Genomic DNA, 21,176 nt, shown 5'->3' with positions numbered 1-21,176 from the left:
TTATCACAAATAATTTCATTGCGTTTTCAACTTAACCTCTTTGTAGAAACACTAGAATCGAACTAGTTGATTTATCTAAATCATTCCAAAATCTCTCTGAACGTTTGCCCTTTTTAAAAGCGAGTGCAAATATATAAACTCTTTTTAATCTGACAAAAACTTTTTTAAAATTTTTGAAGTTTATTTTTACACTATTTCAACGAACTTTCGTTTTTAAAACGGACTGCAAAGTTACCTATTTTATTTCCGATTAAACAAGAAAAAATTAAACTATTTTTTAACCCTTTCTTAACCCTTCACATATCCTATTTTAATGAACTTTGCAATCTTTTAAACCTTATCCGTTTTGCGATTGCGGGTGCAAACATACGACCTTTTTTTAATCCCGCAACACCTTTTTAAACCTTTTTTCTAAACAAAAAAGTAACTACCTAAAAACCAACAACAACAGACTTAAAATATTTTTAAACCAACCTCACTCCTCTCATATTTCCTAACATCACAAACATTATACATATATATATTGTACAAAAATTCGTTTTACAATATCTTTGCGCTTCAAAATTTCCACTTGTAAGGAAATTACGTATAACTATATAATAAAGTATAATGATTAAAATTACATTACCTGACGGAAACGTTAAAGAATTTGAAAGCAACAGTACACCTATGGATGTTGCCAAAAGTATAAGTGAGGGGTTAGCTAGAAATGTTATCTCTGCAAATTTCAATGGAACAACTGTTGAAACAACCACACCTTTAACCACAGATGGTACCTTAACATTATATACCTTTAATAATAAAGAAGGAAAAAAAGCATTCTGGCATTCATCTGCTCACGTATTAGCTCAAGCAATCTTAGATTTTTACCCAAATGCAAAACTTACTATAGGTCCTGCCATTGATAATGGTTTTTACTATGACGTAGATTTTGGAGAAGAGTCTATTTCTGATAAAGATTTTGGGAAAATTGAAAAGCAATTTTTAGAAAGAGCTCGTGAAAAAGCAGAATTCAAAATGCGTTCGATTTCCAAAGCAGATGCTTTAGCTTATTACAAAGAGCGTAATAATCAATATAAAGTTGAGCTAATTGAAGGATTAGAAGATGGTGACATTACTTTTTGTGACCATAGTGATTTTACTGATTTATGTCGTGGAGGGCACATACCTCACACCGGGATTATAAAAGCGGTAAAAATCATGAACGTTGCTGGAGCTTATTGGCGCGGTGATGAAAAAAACAATCAGCTAACTCGTGTTTACGGAATCTCATTTCCAAAACAAAAAGAATTAAAAGAGTATTTAGAAATACTTGAAGAAGCTAAAAAACGTGATCATAGGAAACTTGGTAAAGAGTTGGAATTATTCACTTTTTCTCAAAAAGTTGGTCAAGGGTTACCTCTTTGGCTACCTAAAGGAGCTGCATTACGTAATAGATTAGAAGATTTCTTAAAAACTGCTCAGAAAAAAGCTGGTTATGAAATGGTAATGACTCCACATATTGGTCAAAAAGAACTGTATGTTACTTCTGGGCATTATGCTAAATATGGAGAAGATAGCTTTCAACCTATCACTACCCCAAAAGCCGATGAGGAATTCTTACTAAAACCTATGAACTGTCCTCACCACTGTGAAATATACAATCACAAACCTTATTCATATAAAGATCTACCAAAACGTTTTGCTGAATTTGGTACAGTATATAGATATGAACAAAGTGGAGAACTTCATGGATTAACACGTGTAAGAGGTTTTACTCAAGATGATGCTCATATATTCTGTACACCAGATCAATTAGATTCTGAATTTAAAAACGTAATCGATTTAGTACTTTATGTATTCAGTTCACTTGGATTTGAAGACTTTACTGCTCAAGTTTCTATAAGAGACATGGATAATCTCGACAAATACATTGGTTCTGTTGACAATTGGGAAAAAGCTGAACAAGCAATTATTAATGCAGCAAAAGACAAAGGACTAGACTATGTTGTGGAAGAAGGAGAAGCTGCTTTCTACGGACCAAAATTAGATTTTATGGTTAAAGATGCTTTAGGTAGAAGCTGGCAACTTGGAACAATTCAAGTAGATTACAATTTACCTGAACGTTTTGACCTTAATTATAAAGGATCAGACAATCAATTACACCGACCTGTTATGATTCACCGAGCTCCTTTTGGTTCTATGGAAAGATTTATAGCCGTTTTATTAGAACATACGGGGGGAAAATTCCCTCTTTGGTTGACTCCAGAACAAGTTACTATACTGCCAATCAGCGAGAAATATCAAAATTATGCAGAAAAAGTTTTAACTTTGTTAGAAAATTCCGAAATTCGCGCCCTCATAGATGACCGTAACGAAAAGACAGGCAGAAAGATACGTGATGCAGAAGTTAGCAAAATACCTTTTATGGTAATTGTTGGTGAGCAAGAAGAAAAAAATGGCACAGTATCTGTTAGAAAGCATGGAGAAGGTGATTTAGGAACTTTTTCAATTGAAGAATTTGTATCTTTAATTCAAGAAGAAATTCAAAAGGTACTAGTTCCTTTTTAATAGTTTAATAATAATTTAAAATTTATAAGCCATAGCAATTAAAAGAAGAGGTGGACGTAGACCCGCCAGAATCATTAAGGAAGATCAACACAGAATCAACGAAAAAATTAAATACGTTGATGAAGTACGTTTAGTAGGTGACAACGTAGAAGTAGGAGTGTATCCACTTTCTAAAGCTAAGAAAATTGCCGAAGAACTTGAATTAGATTTAGTAGAGATTTCTCCTAAAGCTGTTCCTCCTGTTTGTAAAGTTATCGATTACAAAAAGTTCTTGTATGAACAAAAAAAGCGTGACAAAGCTTTAAAAGCTAAAGCAACTAAGGTTGTTGTTAAAGAAATTCGTTTTGGCCCTCAAACAGATGAGCACGATTATGAGTTTAAGAAAAAGCACGCTATTAAATTTTTACAAGATGGAGCTAAACTAAAAGCTTTTGTTTTCTTTAAGGGTCGCTCTATTATATTTAAAGAACAAGGTCAAATTTTACTATTAAAACTAGCACAAGAGCTAGAAGAATATGGTAAAGTAGAACAAATGCCTAAACTGGAAGGTAAACGTATGATTATGTTTATTGCTCCAAAAAAGGTAAAATAGTATAAAAAACATATAAGCAAGATAAAACGATAAACAAAGATGCCTAAAATCAAAACTAAATCTAGTGCCAAGAAACGTTTTAAGTTAACTGGTTCTGGAAAGATTAAAAGAAAGCATGCGTTTAAGAGTCACATCTTAACTAAGAAGTCTAAGAAACGTAAGCTTGCATTAACACACGCAACGTTAGTACATAAGTCTGACGAAGCTAACATTAAGCAACAATTAGTTTTAAAATAATTGTTAGCTAGGTAGTAAAATTAATTATTAACCATGGAGTTGGGCTCAATAAGTGCTTTTAATTAAGACGCCCACTACAAAAACATTTTGAATTATGCCAAGATCAGTAAATTCAGTAGCTTCAAGAAATAGAAGAAAGAAAATCTTGAAGCAAGCAAAAGGTTACTTCGGACGTAGAAAAAACGTTTATACAGTAGCAAAGAACGCGGTTGAAAAGGCTATGCAATATGCATACCGTGACCGTAAAAACAATAAGAGAAACTTCCGTTCGTTATGGATTCAACGTATTAACGCTGGAGCTCGTCAACACGGAATGTCTTACTCACAGTTTATGGGTAAAGTAAAAGCTAACAATATCGAGTTAAACCGTAAGGTTTTAGCTGATTTAGCAATGAACAATCCAGAAGCTTTTAAGGCGATTGTAGAGAAAGTAAAATAAGTTTAAAACACTTGCTTATATACTAAAAACCCAAACTATTACGTTTGGGTTTTTTTAGACAAACACTTTATTAAGAAAAAATGAAAGCTATTAAAATTTTAACACTAGCAGTTATTATACTCGGAACTATTAATAGTAATGCGCAGGAAACAGAGAAGCTACCAAATACTGTAGAAAATCAATTTAAAGAGCTTTATAAAAAATCTAACAACTATCAAATTTATAAAGTAATTAAGAAGAATGATTTCTTAGCACTTCAAAAAAGCACTCTTGATTCTGTTCATACATTAAAAAAGAGTATTAACACCAAAGAGAAACAGATAAATCAACATTTAACATCTATTAAAGAGTTACAAGCCAAAATCAAAAACTTGAATACGGACTTATCGACTTCTATTGCAAAAGAAGATGCAATTTCTTTTTTAGGTATTCAACTAAAGAAAGGAACTTATAATACTATATTATGGAGTATTATTATTGGCCTTTTTACAGCACTCGCTTTTTTTGTTTATAAATTTAACAACAGCAATACTGTTACAAGAGAAACCAAAGATTTATTACTAGAAACTGAGGAGGAATTTGAAACTCACAAAAAGAAAGCAATTGAAAAGGAACAAAAGTTACGAAGACAATTGCAAGACGAAATTAACAAGCAACGTGGGGTATAATCTTATTTACATCCAATAAAAGCATAAAAAAAAGCAATCTCAAATTGAGATTGCTTTTTTTTTATGCTTAGTTCTAGTTTTTATCAAGCTCTATTTAAACTGTGTTAACCTAGCCACATATTTACCTATAACATCAAACTCTAAATTAACTTTTGTTCCTTCTTTAAAATATTTAAATGTAGTATGTTCCAATGTATACGGGATAATTGCTACGCTAAATTCATCCTTTTTAGAATTAACTACAGTTAAACTAACACCATTAACAGTTATAGAACCTTTTTCGATAGTTACATTAGAACCATCAAAATCATAGAAAAATGTAAATACCGTACTTCCATTATCATCTTTAATCTTTTTACATATACCAGTTCTATCAACATGCCCTTGCACAATATGCCCATCTAATCGAGCTCCAAGCTTCATTGCTCTTTCCAAATTTACAGCATCCCCTATTCTTAAATCACCAATATTTGTTTTATCTAAGGTTTCCTTAATTGCAGTTACTACATATTCATCTTTTTCAATATGAACCACTGTCAAGCAAACTCCATTATGAGCAACACTTTGATCTATTTTAAGCTCAGATGTGATATCGCTTTTTACTGTTATATGTAAGTTTTCTTGTTCTCTTTGTAAATTAGTTACCTCTCCAAGAGTTTCAATAATACCTGTAAACATTATCTATTTTTTAACTACTTTTGTTCACATCAAAAATACAACTTTACGAAAGGAAACTATGGATAAATCAAACAAAATTATTGTTGGAATTTCTGTTGGAGACATTAATGGGATAGGTATAGAAATCATTTTAAAAACTTTTGAAGACAAAAGAATGCTAGAGTTTTGTACTCCTGTAATTTTTGCATCTAACAAATTAGTTTCTTATCATAAGAAAGCACTAAATCTGAAAAATAATGTACACGGCATCTCTTCATTAGATAAAATCGTTCATAATAAAATAAACTTATTGAATGCTTGGAAAGAAGATGTAAAAATAAATCTAGGTGATAACACTCCTCATGGAGGTACCTACGCCTATAAATCATTAAGTTCTGCCACCAAAGCGCTAAAGGAAAATAATATAGACGTTTTGGTAACTGCTCCAATTAACAAAGACAATATTCAATCGGAAGAATTTAAGTTCCCTGGACATACCGAATATTTAGAGAATGAATTGGAAGGTAAAAGTTTAATGATATTAATGACCGATGAATTACGTGTTGGATTAATCACTGGGCATATCCCCGTTTCAAAAATCTCTGAAGCAATTACCCCTGAACTAATTAAAGATAAAGTTAATATTATGCACACATCTTTGAAACAAGATTTTAATATTAACAAACCTAAAATAGCTGTATTAGGATTAAACCCGCATACTGGAGACAATGGTCTTATTGGTAAAGAAGATGATGAAATAATCAAACCTACCATTAAAGAAATTAAGGAAGAAGGAAAACTGGTTTTTGGTCCTTATGCTGCAGATGGCTTTTTTGGAGCTAAAACATATAAACAGTTTGACGGAATATTAGCCATGTATCACGATCAAGGCTTAGCACCTTTTAAAGCATTATCTTTTGGGAATGGTGTAAATTATACCGCAGGATTAAATAAAATTAGAACCTCTCCTGATCACGGAACAGGAATCGATATTGCTGGAAAAAACAAAGCAAATCCAGCTTCTTTTCAGGAAGCTCTATTTACAGCAATTAATATTTATAAACACCGAAAAGAATATATCGATTTAACTAAAAACTCATTGAAAGTTAAATAGTTGATTTTTTTATAGCAAAGTATAAAAGTAAAAACTTTTTTTATATCTTTGCACGCTCAAATTGATGTTGTAGATGAAAGACTTAAAACAATTTAACATCCCTTTTGTGGGTTTAAAAGAAGGAAATCATTTATTCGATTATCAAATTGACAATACGTTCTTTGAAGCTTTTGAATTTCAAGAGTATAATAATACTAATGTAACAGCAACTGTAGATTTCAATAAAAAGGGTTCTCTAATAGAGCTTAATTTTAATGTTAGTGGCGCAGTTAATATTCCGTGCGATCTTACAGGAGAATTATTTGATCAAGAAATTGAAGGAAATTTACCGTTAATAGTAAAATTTGGACCAGAATTTAACGATGAAAACGAAGAAATTCTAATTCTTCCATATGAAGAATACCAAATTAATATAGCACAGTATATTTATGAACTAATTGTTTTATCAGTACCTTCCAAGAGAATTCACCCTGGAGTTATTGATGGAACTCTAGATTCAGAAGCTTTAAAAAAACTTAAAGAATTAGAACCAAAAATAGAAAAACCTGTTGTTGAAGAGACAACAGACCCTAGATGGGATAAATTAAAGAATTTACTAACAGATAAATAAGATATAAAATGGCACATCCAAAGAGAAAAATATCTAAAACTAGAAGAGACAAGAGAAGAACTCACTATAAAGCTTCTATTCCTCAAATAGCTGTTGATCCAACTACTGGAGAAGCTCACTTATACCACAGAGCTCACTGGCATGAAGGAAAATTATACTATAGAGGTCAAGTAGTTTTAGAAACTGCAGCAGCTGAGGCTTAATTTTTATAGTTAGTCAAAAAAATAAAAAAACCCTCCTTTTGAGGGTTTTTTTATGCTTTTATGTTAAAAAATGAAGTTTTTTGACTTTTTTAACCTAAAAAAGTGAAATAATTTTCATTACTTTGAAAACTCGTTTTACAACAAACAAACAACTATGACTAAAATAACTGCAGCTATAACAGCGGTAGGAAAATACATCCCCGAATACGCTCTAACAAATAAAGAGTTAGAAACTATGGTCGATACTAACGACGAATGGATTACTACTAGAACTGGTATTAAAGAACGACGTATTTTAAAAGAAGAGGGAGCAGGAACTTCATTTATGGCCATTAGAGCTGCTGAAGATTTGATTCAAAAATCAAATCTTGATCCAGCAGAAATCGATATGGTTATAGTAGCTACTGCAACTCCAGATATGCCTGTGGCTTCTACTGCCGCCTATACAGCTTCAAAAATTGGAGCGGTTAATGCATTCTCTTATGATCTTCAAGCAGCTTGTTCAAGTTTTTTATACGGTATGTCTACTGCGGCACGCTATATAGAAAGTGGACGCTATAAAAAAGTACTTTTGATTGGAGCAGACAAAATGTCTTCAATTATAGACTATACAGATAGAGCTACTTGTATTATCTTTGGAGATGGTGCTGGTGCTGTATTGTTTGAAGCTAATGAAGAAAAATTAGGGCTTCAAGATGAATACTTAAGAAGTGATGGTATTGGTAGAGAATTTTTGAAAATTGATGCCGGTGGATCTATATTACCTCCTTCAGAAGAAACCATTAAAAATGGTCAACACTTTGTTCATCAAGAAGGTCGTACCGTTTTTAAATTTGCTGTTTCCAACATGGCTGACGTTGCCGAAAAAATGTTGACTAGAAACAAATTAACTAAAGAAGAAATTCAGTGGCTAGTTCCACATCAAGCTAATAAAAGAATCATTGAAGCTACAGCTAATAGAGTTGGGCTAGAAGATGATAAAGTAATGATGAACATTCATAAGTACGGAAATACCACTTCTGCTACTTTACCATTATTGCTTGCTGATTATGAAAAAGAGTTAAAAAAAGGAGATAATTTAATTTTTGCCGCATTTGGTGGAGGCTTCACATGGGGAGCTATCTACTTAAAATGGGCTTATAACTCATAAACCGAACAACTAATAAATTAAGAAAATGGATATTAAAGAAATTCAAAGTCTTATAAAGTTTGTAGCAAAGTCTGGTGCAAGCGAAGTAAAGTTAGAGATGGAAGATGTAAAAATCACCATTAAAACTGGAAGTTCTACACCAGAAACAACTATTATTCAAGCTGCTCCTGTAGCTGCTGCCCCTCAAATTGCTGCTGCTCCTGTACCTGTTGCACAACCTGCTGCTCCAGCTGCTCCGGCACCTGAAGCTCCAGCCGCTGCAGATGATGACTCAAAATATGTAACTGTAAAGTCTCCAATCATTGGAACTTTCTACAGAAAACCATCTCCAGACAAACCTATGTTTGTTGAAGTTGGTAGCACTATAAAAGCTGGTGATACTGTATGTATCATTGAAGCAATGAAATTATTCAACGAAATCGAATCTGAAGTATCTGGTAAGATTGTTAAAATCTTAGTAGATGATTCTTCTCCTGTAGAATTCGATCAACCTTTATTCTTAGTAGACCCATCATAATTAAACATTATATTTTAGAGATTAAAAGTTGAGCATTTACCTATGTTTCAACTTTTAAACTTTAAACTGTAAACTAAAACTCTAAAAATATGTTTAAAAAGATATTAATTGCCAATAGAGGTGAAATTGCACTACGTGTAATTAGAACCTGTAAAGAAATGGGGATTAAAACAGTGGCTGTATATTCTAAAGCTGATGCAGAAAGTTTACACGTTAAATTTGCTGACGAAGCCGTATGTATCGGACCTGCCCCAAGTAGTGAATCTTATTTAAAAATGGACAGAATTATTGCTGCTGCTGAAATTACAAATGCAGATGCAATTCACCCAGGATATGGATTCCTATCTGAAAACGCAAAATTCTCTAAGTTATGTGAAGAGCACGAAATTAAATTCATTGGTGCTACTGGAGAAATGATTGAAAAGATGGGAGATAAAGCTACAGCAAAAGCAACTATGATTGCTGCTGGTGTACCTTGTATTCCTGGTTCTGATGGTATTATTCCTGATTATGAAACTTGTGAACAATTAGCTGAAGAAGCTGGTTTCCCGGTGATGTTAAAAGCTACTGCCGGAGGTGGTGGTAAAGGAATGCGTGCCGTTTGGAAAAAAGAAGGTTTAAAAGACGCATGGGATTCTGCTCGTATGGAAGCAAAAGCTGCTTTCGGTAACGACGGAATGTATATGGAAAAATTAATTGAAGAGCCACGTCATATCGAAATCCAAGTAGTTGGAGATTCTTATGGTAAAGCGTGTCACTTATCTGAAAGAGATTGTTCTGTACAACGTCGTCACCAAAAATTAACAGAAGAAACTCCTTCTCCTTTCATGACAGATGAATTGAGAGAAGCAATGGGTAAAGCTGCTGTTAAAGCTGCAGAATATATTAAGTACGAAGGAGCTGGTACTGTTGAATTCTTAGTAGACAAACACCGTAACTTCTACTTCATGGAAATGAATACACGTATTCAGGTAGAGCACCCAATTACTGAAGAGGTTGTTGATTACGATTTAATTCGTGAACAAATTTTAGTAGCTGCAGGTGTGCCAATTTCAGGAAAAAATTACTATCCTCAATTACATTCTATTGAGTGTAGAATTAACGCAGAAGACCCTTTTAATGACTTTAGACCTTCACCAGGTAAAATTACTTCTTACCACGCACCAGGAGGTCATGGAGTACGTGTAGACACACATGTATATGCTGGATATATGATTCCACCAAACTATGACTCTATGATTTCTAAGTTAATTGTTACTGCTCAAACAAGAGAAGAAGCTATTAACAAAATGAAACGTGCTTTAGATGAGTATGTAATTGAAGGAGTTAAAACGACGATTCCTTTCCATAGACAATTAATGGATCATCCTGATTATGTAGCTGGTAATTACACCACTAAATTCATGGAAGACTTTGAAATTAAGAAATAATTAGTCTTATATATAAAAAAAATCAGTGAGTCAAACTCGCTGATTTTTTTATTTTATAAATTTGCCTCATGAGCTTGTTATACAATCTTCTTCTATTCAAAGCCTCTATTCTCTTACCTGTAGTAGCTTTGTTCAATAAAAAAATAAAATTATTCGTTAGTGGTAGAAAAGAAACTTTTTCTAAGTTATCCTCTATAAAAGAAGATGATAATTTAATATGGATTCACGCTGCTTCGCTTGGTGAGTTTGAACAAGCAAGGCCCATAATAGAGCAACTAAAAACAACCTACCCTATTTATAAAATAGTGGTTACCTTTTTCTCTCCTTCTGGATATGAAATACGTAAAAATTATGCTCTTGCAGATGTTGTTTGTTATCTACCTTTAGACACTAAGTCTAATATGAAAAAGTTTATCAAACAAGTCCATCCTAAATTAGCAATTATTGTTAAGTATGAATTTTGGCCGAATTTATTACAAGAGCTTCAAAACAATAATACTAGAACTTTATTGATATCTGGAATTTTTAGAAAGAAACAATCTTTTTTTAAATGGCATGGTAGTTTTATGAGAAATAAACTACATGCTTTTGATCATTTCTTTGTTCAAAACAAGGAATCTAAAGAGCTATTACATACCATCAATTTTAACAATGTTACAGTTTCTGGCGACACCCGTTTTGATAGAGTTTATGAAATTTTACAACAAAACAATTCAATAGATTTTATTGAAGAGTTTAAAAACAACTCCTATACCTTGGTTGCTGGAAGTACATGGAAAGATGATGAAGAGCTTATTGTAAACTATATTAACAATCATGCCTCAGAGGATGAAAAGTTTATCATTGCTCCACATAACATTAAACCAAATCAGATCAATGAACTTAGGAATTCTCTTTTGAAAAAGACGATATTATTTTCTGAAAAAGATAATATAAATTTAAAAGATTACCAGGTTTTTATCATTGATACTATTGGTTTACTCACCAAAATATATTCATATGCAGATATTGCTTATGTAGGTGGGGGGTTAGCTACTGGACTACACAATATATTAGAACCTGCAACTTATGGTGTTCCTGTTGTTTTTGGAGGTAATAAATATCAAAAATTCAAAGAAGCTATCGATCTACTCTCTTTAGGCAGTGCAACAATTGTTACAAATAAAAAAGAATTAACCACTACCTTTGTATCTGTAAAGAACAACGATGGTCTAAGAAACCAAATGGGGAGTTCTAATCAACAATATATAAAAGATAATGTTGGAGCTACTCAAACCATCTTAGATTACGTAAAAGACATTTTATAATGGACATACTATTACAACCATGGCCTTGGTACGCATCAGGACCGTTAATAGCGATTGTACTTTTCTTATTCTTTTACTTTGGTAAAAACTTTGGAGTTTCTACAAATCTAGAAACAATGTGTACCATTGCTGGAGCAGGAAAAGTTTCTGATTATTTTAAGAAGGATTGGAAAGAACGTGATTGGGCTCTTATTTTTCTAGTAGGCTTAATCATTGGTGGTTTCTTAACTTCTCAATTTCTTTCAAATAATACAGCTATTGATTTAAACCCTAAGACTATTGAAGATTTAAGCAGTTTAGGATTTCAAAACGCAGGTAACTCCTATGTTCCAAGTGAACTATTTAGCATAGACAATATGCTTACTCTTAAAGGGTTTTCAATATTATTAATAGCTGGTATTTTAATTGGATTCGGAACAAGATATGCTGGAGGATGCACTTCTGGTCATGCTATTACCGGTTTAAGTAGTTTACAACTACCTTCTTTAATAGCTGTTATTGGTTTTTTTATTGGTGGAATCGTAATGATTTGGTTATTATTTCCTTTAATTTTTGGTTAACATGAAGTATATAAAATTTTTACTGCTAGGAGTTTTCTTCGGAATTGTATTAACAAAATCTGAAGCTATTTCATGGTATCGCATCTATGAAATGTTCAAATTTCAATCGTTTCATATGTATGGCATCATTGGTAGTGCTGTTACAGTTTCCATGATTTTAATGTATTTCTTTAGAAAAGGAATCATCAAAGATTACTTAGGTAATCAAATACATATTAAAGAAAAGAAAAAAGGGTTTATAAGAACTTTAGTTGGTGGAACTATTTTTGGTTTGGGTTGGGCCTTAGCAGGTGCTTGTCCTGCTCCAATTTTTGTTCTAATTGGCAACGGATTATTATCTCTTATTGTTGTTTTATTAGGTGCCGTTATAGGAGCTTTTATTTATGGCTTATTAAGTAAAAAACTCCCTAATTAATCTTTCAATAAAATAGTATCAAAAAATTTAGTATTGGTATTATCTACAACTTCCCAACCAAAGGTTGAAGACAGTTGGTAAATTTTAGAAAGCTCTTCAAAAAGTCGCGTCTTTGCCTCTTCTTGTAAACTCGTTATTGCAATGGTTTCTTTGAGCTTATCAATACTTTTTTTATTTATTTTATTTAACTCTTGCTTACTAAAAGTATTGAACTTACTCTGTTCTAAATCGAAGTATTTTACATCAGGACTAATTACTATTTCTTCCTTTGGGATTTTATTGATAATAATTTTCTTTCCAAGTGAATCGATTTGAATATCTAATTTAGATAGGTCGTACCCCACCTCTACTTTGGCATTAACAGCAACAACCGCTTTCTTATCAAAAGATAAATAATCATACAAATATTTCTTACTATCGGAATAACTTAAAATTTCAGAGAAAGTTCCTTCTGAAACAACCAATTTACTCATACCCTTTATTCCGTTCAATAATACTTGAACTTCTTGACTTGTATGGCTTTCATACTTTTTCTCATACCAAAACTTAGCTATAAGAAAGCCCAATAAAAAAACTGCTATATACTTTAATAAACGCATATCTATAGATTCTTTTCAATAAAAATAAGTAAAAGAATCTTATTTAAAACCTAATCTTTATCCTCTTCTTTAGGAAAAGCTTGTTTATTATATAAGAATAACAACACCACTCCTATTGTAATCCAAGAATCAGCACCATTGAATATAGCATTAAAGAAAGTAAATTGTTGTCCTCCCCACACAGGTAACCAACTAGGTAATGTTCCTTCCCACAGAGGAAAATATAGCATATCAACTACTTTTCCATAAAATAGCGTACCGTAAGGTTCTTCAGCAAATAATGTGGCTACACCTCTTCCCATAGGAGTATCGAAAATAATCCCATAAAAAACAGAGTCAATAATATTACCTATAGCCCCAGCTAAAATCAATGCAATTGCTATAACTACCGCAGTATGAGTATGTCTTTTAATGGTTTGCCATAACCAATAAATAATACCAGATACCGCTACTAACCTAAACAATGTCAAAAATAACTTTCCTGCTTTACCTCCAAATTCAAATCCCCAAGCCATTCCATTATTCTCAGTAAAATGAATTCTAAACCAGTCTAATCCTAGAACTTTAATATCTTCTCCAAGATAAAAGTGTGTTTTGACATATATTTTACTCACTTGATCTATTAAAATGGCAAGTATTACAGTAAGTATTGCTATATTTTTCTTTGACATTATCTTCTAAATTATCAGCCAAAAATAAGAAAAGTATTCTGTTTATTTTTTAGTTAAATAAATATTAGCATGGATACTTTTAACAGACAAATTAAACTTGTTGGCAGCACTAGACTCAAAAAGATTAGTTTCTTTGTTTTTCTCATCTATTTCAATAATTCCATGAACTGTTTTAAGCGTAAGATTTGTCTCATTTATTTCAGCATATATATTACCCAAAAATAAGTTAACAGATACATTTCCTTTGACTTCTTCTAACTTCACGTTTCCTTTATCTATATAAATTGATAAATCTCCCACATAACTTTTAGAAACCACCCCTACGACTTGTCCAAAAACCGAAATCTCCTTCCCTTTTGGAACTTTAACAACAATTCGTGCTCTATCCAATCTTTTTGTAATATACTTTCTAAAAACCTTTGACTCTAATCCTGAGGTTTCCTCCTTTTGAAAAGAAAACACAATTGTTTCATTTCTTTTATTAGTTACTATTCGTATAGGAAATGAATTATCATTTTCTAAAATAATCTCTAGTTTTTCTGTTTTACTATTTTCAATAGTTATATCATCAAGATTATTTGTAACAAACTGAATACTATTCAATTTGATATCACTTGAAAACAATTGCTTTTGTTGTGAAAACATAAAAGCAGTTACAAATAGAAAAGAGAACGTAACTATTTTCATATATATACAAATGAAAAAACGCTCCAATTACCTTGGAGCGTTTTTTACTATTAACTAACCTTAAAACTCTTATAAAGCTGCAACATGCTTAGCCAACTTTGACTTTAAGTTTGCTGCTTTATTCTTATGAATGATGTTGTTCTTTGCTAACTTATCTAGCATAGAAACAACTGACGAAAACATTCCTTCTGCTTCCTTCTTATCTGTAATAGCTCTTAATTTTTTAACAGCATTACGAGTTGTTCTATGCTGATATTTATTTCTTAAGCGCTTCGCTTCGTTACTTCTAATTCTTTTGATTGCTGACTTGTGATTTGCCATTTTGCTAAAACGTTAAATGTTTATAAAAACTTGTAGCCCATAGGAGAATCGAACTCCTGTTTTAAGGATGAAAACCTTACGTCCTAACCACTAGACGAATGGGCCGTGACAATCATTTCTTGATTGCGGGTGCAAATATATAAACTCTTTTTTATATCTGCAATAATTTTATTCTATTAATTATCTTTTTGATAAAAAAAGCTTCGAAATTGATCGAAGCTGCTTAGAACTTGTAGCCCATAGGAGAATCGAACTCCTGTTTTAAGGATGAAAACCTTACGTCCTAACCACTAGACGAATGGGCCGTCACAATCATTTCTCGATTGCGGGTGCAAATATATAAACTCTTTTAAAATACACCAAAACTTTTTTTACTTTTTTAGTATGCTTTCGCAAACAACACTCTTTTAGTAGAAGGATTACCTGTAAACACACATGTTCCCTCCTCTTCTTTAGCATCATTTGGAATACAACGAATCGTTGCTTTTGTTATTTCCTTTATTTTATCTTCTGTTTCGATTGTACCATCCCAATGAGCAGATACAAAACCTCCTTTATTTTCAATTACATCTTTAAATTCTTCAAAAGTATTTACTTCTGTAATATGATCATTTCGGTAGTTTAATGCTTTCGTATACAAGTTTTCTTGAATCTCATTAAGAAGGCCCTCTACAAAACCAACCAATTCATCTTGGTTTATCGTTTGTTTTTCGAATGTATCTCTTCTTGCAACTTCAACAGTACCGTTTTCTAGATCTCGTTTACCCATTGCAATTCGAACTGGCACTCCTTTTAACTCATATTCCGCAAACTTCGCTCCTGGACGCATTGTATCTCTATCGTCAAACTTTACAGAGATTCCCTTTGCTTTTAATTCTTTTATAATAGGATTAACCTTATCATATATTGCATTTAATTGATCTTCTCCTTTATATATAGGTACAATTACTACTTGAATTGGTGCTAATTTTGGAGGTAGTACTAAACCAGCATCATCTGAATGTGTCATAATCAAACCTCCTATTAATCTTGTGGACACCCCCCATGAAGTTGCCCAAACATGTTCTTGTTTTCCTTCTCTAGATGTATACTTCACATCAAAAGCCTTTGCAAAGTTTTGCCCTAAGAAATGAGACGTTCCTGCTTGTAATGCTTTTCCATCTTGCATTAACGCTTCAATTGTTAATGTATCATCTGCTCCCGCAAAACGTTCACTTTCAGATTTTGCTCCTCTAACCACTGGCATTGCCATAAATTGCTCTGCAAAAGTTGCATACACTTCTTGCATTTGTTTTGCTTCTGCAACTGCTTCTTCTTTCGTAGCATGTGCCGTATGCCCTTCTTGCCATAAAAACTCAGCTGTACGTAAAAACAAACGTGTTCTCATTTCCCAACGTACTACATTTGCCCATTGGTTTATTAATAAAGGTAAATCTCTATGAGATTGAATCCATCCTTTATAAGTATTCCAAATAATAGCTTCAGAAGTTGGACGTACTACTAATTCCTCTTCTAATTTTGCTTCTGGATCCACACGTAGTTTCCCTTCATTATCTGGATCATTCTGTAAACGATAATGTGTTACTACTGCACATTCTTTTGCAAAACCTTCTGCATTTTTTTCTTCAGCTTCAAATAAACTTTTGGGAACAAAAAGTGGAAAATACGCGTTTTGATGTCCTGTTTCTTTAAACATTCTATCTAATTCTGCTTGCATTTTCTCCCAAATTGCAAAACCATAAGGCTTAATTACCATACAACCTCTTACAGCCGAATTCTCAGCCATATCTGCTTTTACAATTAATTCATTATACCATTTAGAGTAATCTTCAGCTCTTTTTGTTAAATGTTTGCTCATAATCAAAAGTTTGGCACAAATATTGTTATTTTTTATGCGTAAATTGTATCTGCAAAACTACATTAAAAAGGTAACAAGCCCAACATTGAAAGTCATTTTTGTAGTATCTTTTACGATTATAGTGTTCTAACCTAAAAATTAAAGACATGAAAATACATTACACCAACACCAAACTTCCATTATTTATAGCATCATTATTAATGGTAGCGTCCTTTGTTTCCTGCGGAACAATGCAAACAGTTGCTGGTGGTGATGATGGTATTTATTCAGACGAGGTTGAACGCCCACAACCCAGAGTTGTAGAGGTTGATGATAGAGAGTATGAAGAATATAATGAAAACTATTTCACCAAAGAAGTTGAGCGTTTAGGAACATTAAACGGAACTGATTACTTTACAGATATTGAAAACTACTCTTCAGAAGATATCGATATTGAAGAAGATATTGTTGATGAAGAAAAACCTCAAACTAGAATTACTTATAATAATGGTAATCAACCATGGGGATATAATTCAAGTTCAGATGTTGTAATTAACATTAACACAAATCCTCAATGGGGATGGGGTTACAATGGTTTTTATGACCCATTTTGGGACACATGGGGATGGAATGACTGGAGATGGAACCGTTGGAATAGATGGAACCGTTGGGGATGGGGAGCCGGTTGGGGCTACAACCCTTATTGGCATCCATACCACTGGAATTCTGGTTTCTATGTAGGATGGGGATGGAACAACTACTGCCCACCTTATTTCAGAAGCAGATTTAACAATCGTTATTACAGAGGTGCTAATCCTTATAGAGGTTACAGAACAGCCTCAAACTCAAGAAGAGGATATACCACAAGCCGTAGAGGTTATACTACAAGTAGACGAGGAACAACGACTAGTAGAAGAGGAACAACAACTAGCAGAAGAGGGACAAGCACGTCTCGACGTTCTTCAAACACTTATAGAAGAGGTAGCGGAAGAACCTATGGAAATTCTCGCAACACTAGAAGCACCCGTTCTACCAGAGGTACTAGAACAAGAAGTTATACTCCACGTAGATCAAATAATTCTTATCGCGGTAGCACAAGAGGTTCTCAATCTTCTAGAAGCACTAGAGGAAGATCTACAAGTAGCACCACAAAAACAAGAAGAGGATACTCTACTGGAGGCTATAAACCATCTAGAAATACTGAAAGTAGTTCTTCTCGAAGCAGAACTGCTAGAAGTTCTAACAGAAGTTATACTCCTTCAAGAAGTAGTAATAATAATCGTAGTTATTCTTCGAATCGCTCTTCTTCAAGAAACTACTCTAGTGGTAGAAGTAACTCTTCTAGTAGAAGTTACTCAAGCGGTAGAAGCTCATCTAGCAGAAGCTCGTCTAGTAGAAGTTCTAGTGGAAGAAGTACCCGAAATAGAAGATAATATCTTAACCAACTTTTCTAAATAAGTTATAAACTAATTAACGAAAAACATGAAACGAATTTTAGCATTAGCAACAATTGTTGCCAGTACTTTTACAGCCTTTTCTCAATCCTTAGGCTATACAGATTTAGGAATTTTATTCTCAGATAATGATAATTTTGGTACAGCTCGTTTTGAAGCGATGAGTGGAGCCTTTGGAGCGCTAGGAGGAGATATTTCGGCATTCAGCATTAACCCAGCAGGTAGTGCAGTTGCAAAAAAAAGTTCTTTCTCTGCAACACTAAGCAATAGAAATGATGAAATATTAGCAAATTACTATGGAAATACAATAAATACTCAAAACGATTATTTAAACATTACTCAGGGAGGTGGTATCTTAACTTTCGATACTAATTACGATTCAGATTGGAGTCGTTTTGCACTTACATTTAACTACCATGTTAAAAACGATTTTGACCGATCATTTTCTTCTGTAGGTAATAGTGGTAGTGCATTGTTTAATGAACACCCAGATGACACAAGTAATCAATTCAATAATGGTATAGAACAACGTTTTTCTAATTCCATGAAAGGACAAAACTCTATTTTTGAAATGGGGTTTTCTGCAGCCTATCAAAAGAAACTACATGTTGGAGCCTCTGTTAAGTTTCATGATTTAAGATTTTCTCAAGTTACTGAATTAAGAGAAAGAAATGAAGATGCCAATGGCCAAGTATTAAATGCACGTAACATTCAAGATAGTTTTTTCGAAGGTAGTGGAATATCGTTAAGTGCAGGTTTTATTTATAAAGTAAACAGTTCTTTTCGTTTTGGTTTAGCCTATGAAACTCCTACATGGTATCCTGAAATTATTGAAGAAAGTAATTTAAATGTATTTGACCCTAACAACAATCGTTATGACGATTGGTTAGGATTTACCGAAATCACCGCAACTACCCAGGCAACAGACGTAAATAGTGGCGAAGAATTTACTTTAAACACTTTTAAATTAAGAACTCCAAGTCGCTTAACAGCTAGTGCTGCTTTTGTTTTTGGAAAACAAGGTTTAATAAGCGCCGATTATACGTATAAAAACTATAGTAACATCACCTATACAGGAAATTCTTTTAATCAGGTAAATCAAAATTTTGACAGGGATTTCAAAGCTACCAATGCATTAAACATCGGAACTGAATGGCGTTTTGATCAAATGAGCCTTAGAGCAGGATATCACTATGAAGAAAATCCATCAATTAGAGCTTTAGACAAAGATCATATAAGAGGGTACTCTTTGGGGATAGGTTACAATTTTGGAGGAACAAAAATTGATTTATCATACCGTAAATCTGAAAACAATAGCCCTTATAACATCTACAATTCAAATGCTGTAAATGTTGACCCTATTGAATTAAACAACAACACATCAAGAATTACAGGAACTGTTACCTTCAGTTTGTAACAGCTTAACATACATTTTAAAAAGTCTCGTTTTTTAAACGAGACTTTTTGCTTATATATATATCAGTTTTTTACCGTAATTTTGCATTTCATTTAATTTGACATGAGTTCAGTAAAAATAAACATACAAGAAACTAATAACGAAACTATTATTAAGTTTATTAGTAATACTATATTAATTAACGGTGGTAGTTATGAGTATAATAATATAGATGAGGCTAAAAACTCTCCTTTAGCACAACAATTATTTTACCTTCCTTTTGTAAAAAAAGTATTTGTAACTGCAAATTTTATTGCTATTCAACGATACGATATTGTTCAATGGGAAGATGTAGAGGAAGAAGTAAGAGCACAGATTGAAGCATATTTACAACAAGGAAATCCTGTTGTTAAAGAAGAAACTACTAAAAAAGACGCTGTTGAAGTGTATGCAGAAGTTACTCCAAATCCAGCTGTAATGAAATTTGGAACCAATAAAGCTTTAACACAGACAGATGTAGAATATAAAAACATAGATGAAGCAAGTAAATCATCTCCTTTAGCACAAGCTTTATTTAACTTTCCTTTTGTAAAAGAAATATTCATTTCAGAAAACTATATCTCAATTACAAAGTACGATATGGTAGAGTGGAATGAAGTATATCAAGAGGTAAGAACTTTTATTCGCAGCTATATCCAAGAAGGAAAATCAATTATTGCTACTTTACCAAAGCAACAAACTCAACAAAATGTTGAGATTCCTAAAGAGAACTTATCTGATACTGAAACTAAAATTGTTGAGATTCTTGATGAATATATCAAACCAGCAGTTGCATCAGATGGAGGTAATATTGCATTTCAATCATATGATGAAAGCTCTAAACAAGTTCGTGTAATTTTGCAAGGAGCTTGTAGTGGATGTCCGTCTTCAACAGTTACGTTAAAAAACGGAATCGAAACTATGTTGAAAGAAATGTTACCAAATCAAATTAGTGAAGTAGTAGCAATTAACGGATAAAACACAGAACAATAGCATGTCTAAAACAGTAAAACCTTATAAAGATTCCGAATTAGGAAAAAAAGAGCAAGTTGCTAAAATGTTTGATAATATTTCTGAAGACTACGATGGTTTAAATCGTGTTATTTCTTTAGGAATAGACGTTAGCTGGAGGAAAAAAGTTGTAAAGTTAGTTGGAGAAAACAAACCAAAACAAATTTTAGACATTGCAACTGGTACTGGAGATTTAGCCTTGATGATGGCTTCATTGAATCCTGACAGAATCGTTGGTTTAGATATCTCTGAAGGGATGTTAAACGTAGGAAAACAAAAAGTAGCCAAGTCTAATTTGAGTAATACTATTGAAATGGTCGTTGGAGACAGTGAAAATATTCCTTTTGAAGACAATACTTTTGATGCCATTACTGTATCTTTTGGAGTAAGGAACTTTGAAACTCTAGATAAAGGATTAACTGAGATTCATCGCGTATTAAAACCAGGTGGAAAATTCGTTGTATTAGAAACATCTAACCCCACTAAATTTCCGTTCAAGCAAGGTTATAAATTTTACACAAACTTTATCCTTCCAGTTATTGGAAAATTATTCTCAAAAGATAAGGTTGCCTATTCGTATTTATCTGAAAGCGCAAATTCTTTTCCTTTTGGACAAGCTTTCAACAATATTTTGCAAAAAAATGGGTTTAAGAATGCAAAGAATTTACCTGTAACTTTTGGAGTTGCATCAATTTATACCGCTACCAAATAG

At 32.7% G+C, this 21,176-nt stretch carries 24 protein-coding genes and 2 tRNA genes; 18 read left to right on the top strand and 8 right to left on the bottom strand.

Annotated features, from left to right (window positions below):
• The first annotated feature begins 609 nt into the window (after positions 1-609).
• The 5 genes from thrS (at position 610) to Q0873_RS10520 (ending at position 4,486) form a co-directional block, all read left to right on the top strand.
• Positions 610-2,550: a threonine--tRNA ligase gene (gene thrS / locus Q0873_RS10540; protein WP_299106923.1), complete on the top strand. Its 1,941-nt coding sequence runs from the start codon at positions 610-612 to the stop codon at positions 2,548-2,550.
• Between the two features lie 73 nt (positions 2,551-2,623).
• Entirely contained in the window at positions 2,624-3,142 is a 519-nt protein-coding gene (infC, locus tag Q0873_RS10535; RefSeq protein WP_299106928.1) for a translation initiation factor IF-3, read from the top strand.
• 39 nt (positions 3,143-3,181) lie between these two features.
• Positions 3,182-3,379: a 50S ribosomal protein L35 gene (rpmI, locus tag Q0873_RS10530; protein WP_028891165.1), complete on the top strand. Its 198-nt coding sequence runs from the start codon at positions 3,182-3,184 to the stop codon at positions 3,377-3,379.
• A 94-nt stretch (positions 3,380-3,473) separates the two neighbouring features.
• Positions 3,474-3,818, top strand: a complete 345-nt coding sequence (rplT, locus tag Q0873_RS10525; protein WP_299106922.1) for a 50S ribosomal protein L20 — start codon at positions 3,474-3,476, stop codon at positions 3,816-3,818.
• Positions 3,819-3,898: 80 nt separating this feature from the next.
• Positions 3,899-4,486 (top strand): hypothetical protein, encoded by a 588-nt coding sequence (locus Q0873_RS10520; RefSeq protein ID WP_299106921.1) that lies wholly within the window; start codon positions 3,899-3,901, stop codon positions 4,484-4,486.
• A 90-nt stretch (positions 4,487-4,576) separates the two neighbouring features.
• On the opposite strand, the gene Q0873_RS10515 is transcribed toward Q0873_RS10520, so the two are convergent.
• A complete protein-coding gene (locus tag Q0873_RS10515) occupies positions 4,577-5,164 on the bottom strand; it encodes a riboflavin synthase (protein ID WP_299106919.1) in 588 nt (195 codons plus the stop codon).
• Positions 5,165-5,222: 58 nt separating this feature from the next.
• Between Q0873_RS10515 and pdxA the strand changes: the two genes are divergently transcribed.
• The 9 genes from pdxA (at position 5,223) to Q0873_RS10470 (ending at position 12,449) form a co-directional block, all read left to right on the top strand.
• Positions 5,223-6,257: a 4-hydroxythreonine-4-phosphate dehydrogenase PdxA gene (gene pdxA, locus Q0873_RS10510; RefSeq protein ID WP_299106917.1), complete on the top strand. Its 1,035-nt coding sequence runs from the start codon at positions 5,223-5,225 to the stop codon at positions 6,255-6,257.
• A gap of 73 nt (positions 6,258-6,330) precedes the next feature.
• A complete protein-coding gene (locus Q0873_RS10505; protein ID WP_299106914.1) occupies positions 6,331-6,867 on the top strand; it encodes a DUF177 domain-containing protein in 537 nt (178 codons plus the stop codon).
• Between the two features lie 8 nt (positions 6,868-6,875).
• Positions 6,876-7,070, top strand: a complete 195-nt coding sequence (gene rpmF / locus Q0873_RS10500) for a 50S ribosomal protein L32 (RefSeq protein ID WP_299106911.1) — start codon at positions 6,876-6,878, stop codon at positions 7,068-7,070.
• Positions 7,071-7,224: 154 nt separating this feature from the next.
• Positions 7,225-8,220: a beta-ketoacyl-ACP synthase III gene (locus Q0873_RS10495; RefSeq protein ID WP_299106908.1), complete on the top strand. Its 996-nt coding sequence runs from the start codon at positions 7,225-7,227 to the stop codon at positions 8,218-8,220.
• A gap of 25 nt (positions 8,221-8,245) precedes the next feature.
• On the top strand, positions 8,246-8,737 hold the full coding sequence (accB, locus tag Q0873_RS10490) for an acetyl-CoA carboxylase biotin carboxyl carrier protein (RefSeq protein WP_299106906.1): 492 nt from the start codon (positions 8,246-8,248) through the stop codon (positions 8,735-8,737).
• An 89-nt stretch (positions 8,738-8,826) separates the two neighbouring features.
• On the top strand, positions 8,827-10,167 hold the full coding sequence (gene accC / locus Q0873_RS10485; RefSeq protein ID WP_299106904.1) for an acetyl-CoA carboxylase biotin carboxylase subunit: 1,341 nt from the start codon (positions 8,827-8,829) through the stop codon (positions 10,165-10,167).
• Between the two features lie 68 nt (positions 10,168-10,235).
• Positions 10,236-11,474 carry a glycosyltransferase N-terminal domain-containing protein gene (locus Q0873_RS10480; RefSeq protein ID WP_299106902.1) on the top strand — a complete coding sequence of 413 codons (1,239 nt, stop codon included), beginning with the start codon at positions 10,236-10,238 and terminating at the stop codon, positions 11,472-11,474.
• On the top strand, positions 11,474-12,034 hold the full coding sequence (locus Q0873_RS10475; RefSeq protein ID WP_299106900.1) for a YeeE/YedE thiosulfate transporter family protein: 561 nt from the start codon (positions 11,474-11,476) through the stop codon (positions 12,032-12,034). The genes Q0873_RS10480 and Q0873_RS10475 overlap by 1 nt, the downstream gene beginning before the upstream one ends.
• Position 12,035: 1 nt before the next feature.
• Positions 12,036-12,449 carry a DUF6691 family protein gene (locus Q0873_RS10470; protein WP_299106898.1) on the top strand — a complete coding sequence of 138 codons (414 nt, stop codon included), beginning with the start codon at positions 12,036-12,038 and terminating at the stop codon, positions 12,447-12,449.
• Here Q0873_RS10470 and Q0873_RS10465 read toward each other — a convergent pair.
• From Q0873_RS10465 to proS, 7 genes are all read right to left on the bottom strand, one after another.
• A complete protein-coding gene (locus Q0873_RS10465) occupies positions 12,446-13,048 on the bottom strand; it encodes a DUF4230 domain-containing protein (protein WP_299106896.1) in 603 nt (200 codons plus the stop codon). The two genes, Q0873_RS10470 and Q0873_RS10465, sit on opposite strands and share 4 nt — an antisense overlap.
• A gap of 50 nt (positions 13,049-13,098) precedes the next feature.
• Positions 13,099-13,719, bottom strand: coding sequence for a lipoprotein signal peptidase (locus tag Q0873_RS10460; protein ID WP_299106894.1), 621 nt, complete (start codon positions 13,717-13,719; stop codon positions 13,099-13,101).
• Positions 13,720-13,761: 42 nt separating this feature from the next.
• Entirely contained in the window at positions 13,762-14,406 is a 645-nt protein-coding gene (locus Q0873_RS10455) for a hypothetical protein (protein WP_299106892.1), read from the bottom strand.
• 69 nt (positions 14,407-14,475) lie between these two features.
• Entirely contained in the window at positions 14,476-14,727 is a 252-nt protein-coding gene (gene rpsT, locus Q0873_RS10450; protein WP_299106890.1) for a 30S ribosomal protein S20, read from the bottom strand.
• Positions 14,728-14,760: 33 nt separating this feature from the next.
• Positions 14,761-14,832: transfer RNA gene (locus Q0873_RS10445), tRNA-Glu, on the bottom strand.
• 128 nt (positions 14,833-14,960) lie between these two features.
• Positions 14,961-15,032: transfer RNA gene (locus Q0873_RS10440), tRNA-Glu, on the bottom strand.
• A gap of 74 nt (positions 15,033-15,106) precedes the next feature.
• The gene (proS, locus tag Q0873_RS10435; protein ID WP_299106888.1) at positions 15,107-16,585 is read right to left on the bottom strand and encodes a proline--tRNA ligase; all 1,479 of its coding nucleotides are present in this window, start codon (positions 16,583-16,585) and stop codon (positions 15,107-15,109) included.
• Between the two features lie 146 nt (positions 16,586-16,731).
• Between proS and Q0873_RS10430 the strand changes: the two genes are divergently transcribed.
• The 4 genes from Q0873_RS10430 to ubiE all read left to right on the top strand — a co-directional run bounded on the left by Q0873_RS10430 (position 16,732) and on the right by ubiE (position 21,176).
• A complete protein-coding gene (locus tag Q0873_RS10430) occupies positions 16,732-17,997 on the top strand; it encodes a hypothetical protein (RefSeq protein ID WP_299106886.1) in 1,266 nt (421 codons plus the stop codon).
• Between the two features lie 49 nt (positions 17,998-18,046).
• Complete coding sequence (locus Q0873_RS10425) at positions 18,047-19,435, top strand: hemin receptor (RefSeq protein WP_299106883.1); 1,389 nt, start codon at positions 18,047-18,049, stop codon at positions 19,433-19,435.
• Between the two features lie 102 nt (positions 19,436-19,537).
• A complete protein-coding gene (locus Q0873_RS10420; protein WP_299106881.1) occupies positions 19,538-20,431 on the top strand; it encodes a NifU family protein in 894 nt (297 codons plus the stop codon).
• A 16-nt stretch (positions 20,432-20,447) separates the two neighbouring features.
• The gene (gene ubiE / locus Q0873_RS10415; protein WP_299106879.1) at positions 20,448-21,176 is read left to right on the top strand and encodes a bifunctional demethylmenaquinone methyltransferase/2-methoxy-6-polyprenyl-1,4-benzoquinol methylase UbiE; all 729 of its coding nucleotides are present in this window, start codon (positions 20,448-20,450) and stop codon (positions 21,174-21,176) included.

Origin of the sequence: uncultured Tenacibaculum sp. (genome assembly GCF_947498805.1) — a bacterium.
Taxonomy (GTDB): domain Bacteria; phylum Bacteroidota; class Bacteroidia; order Flavobacteriales; family Flavobacteriaceae; genus Polaribacter.
This window is presented reverse-complemented; position numbering and strand designations above follow the sequence as displayed.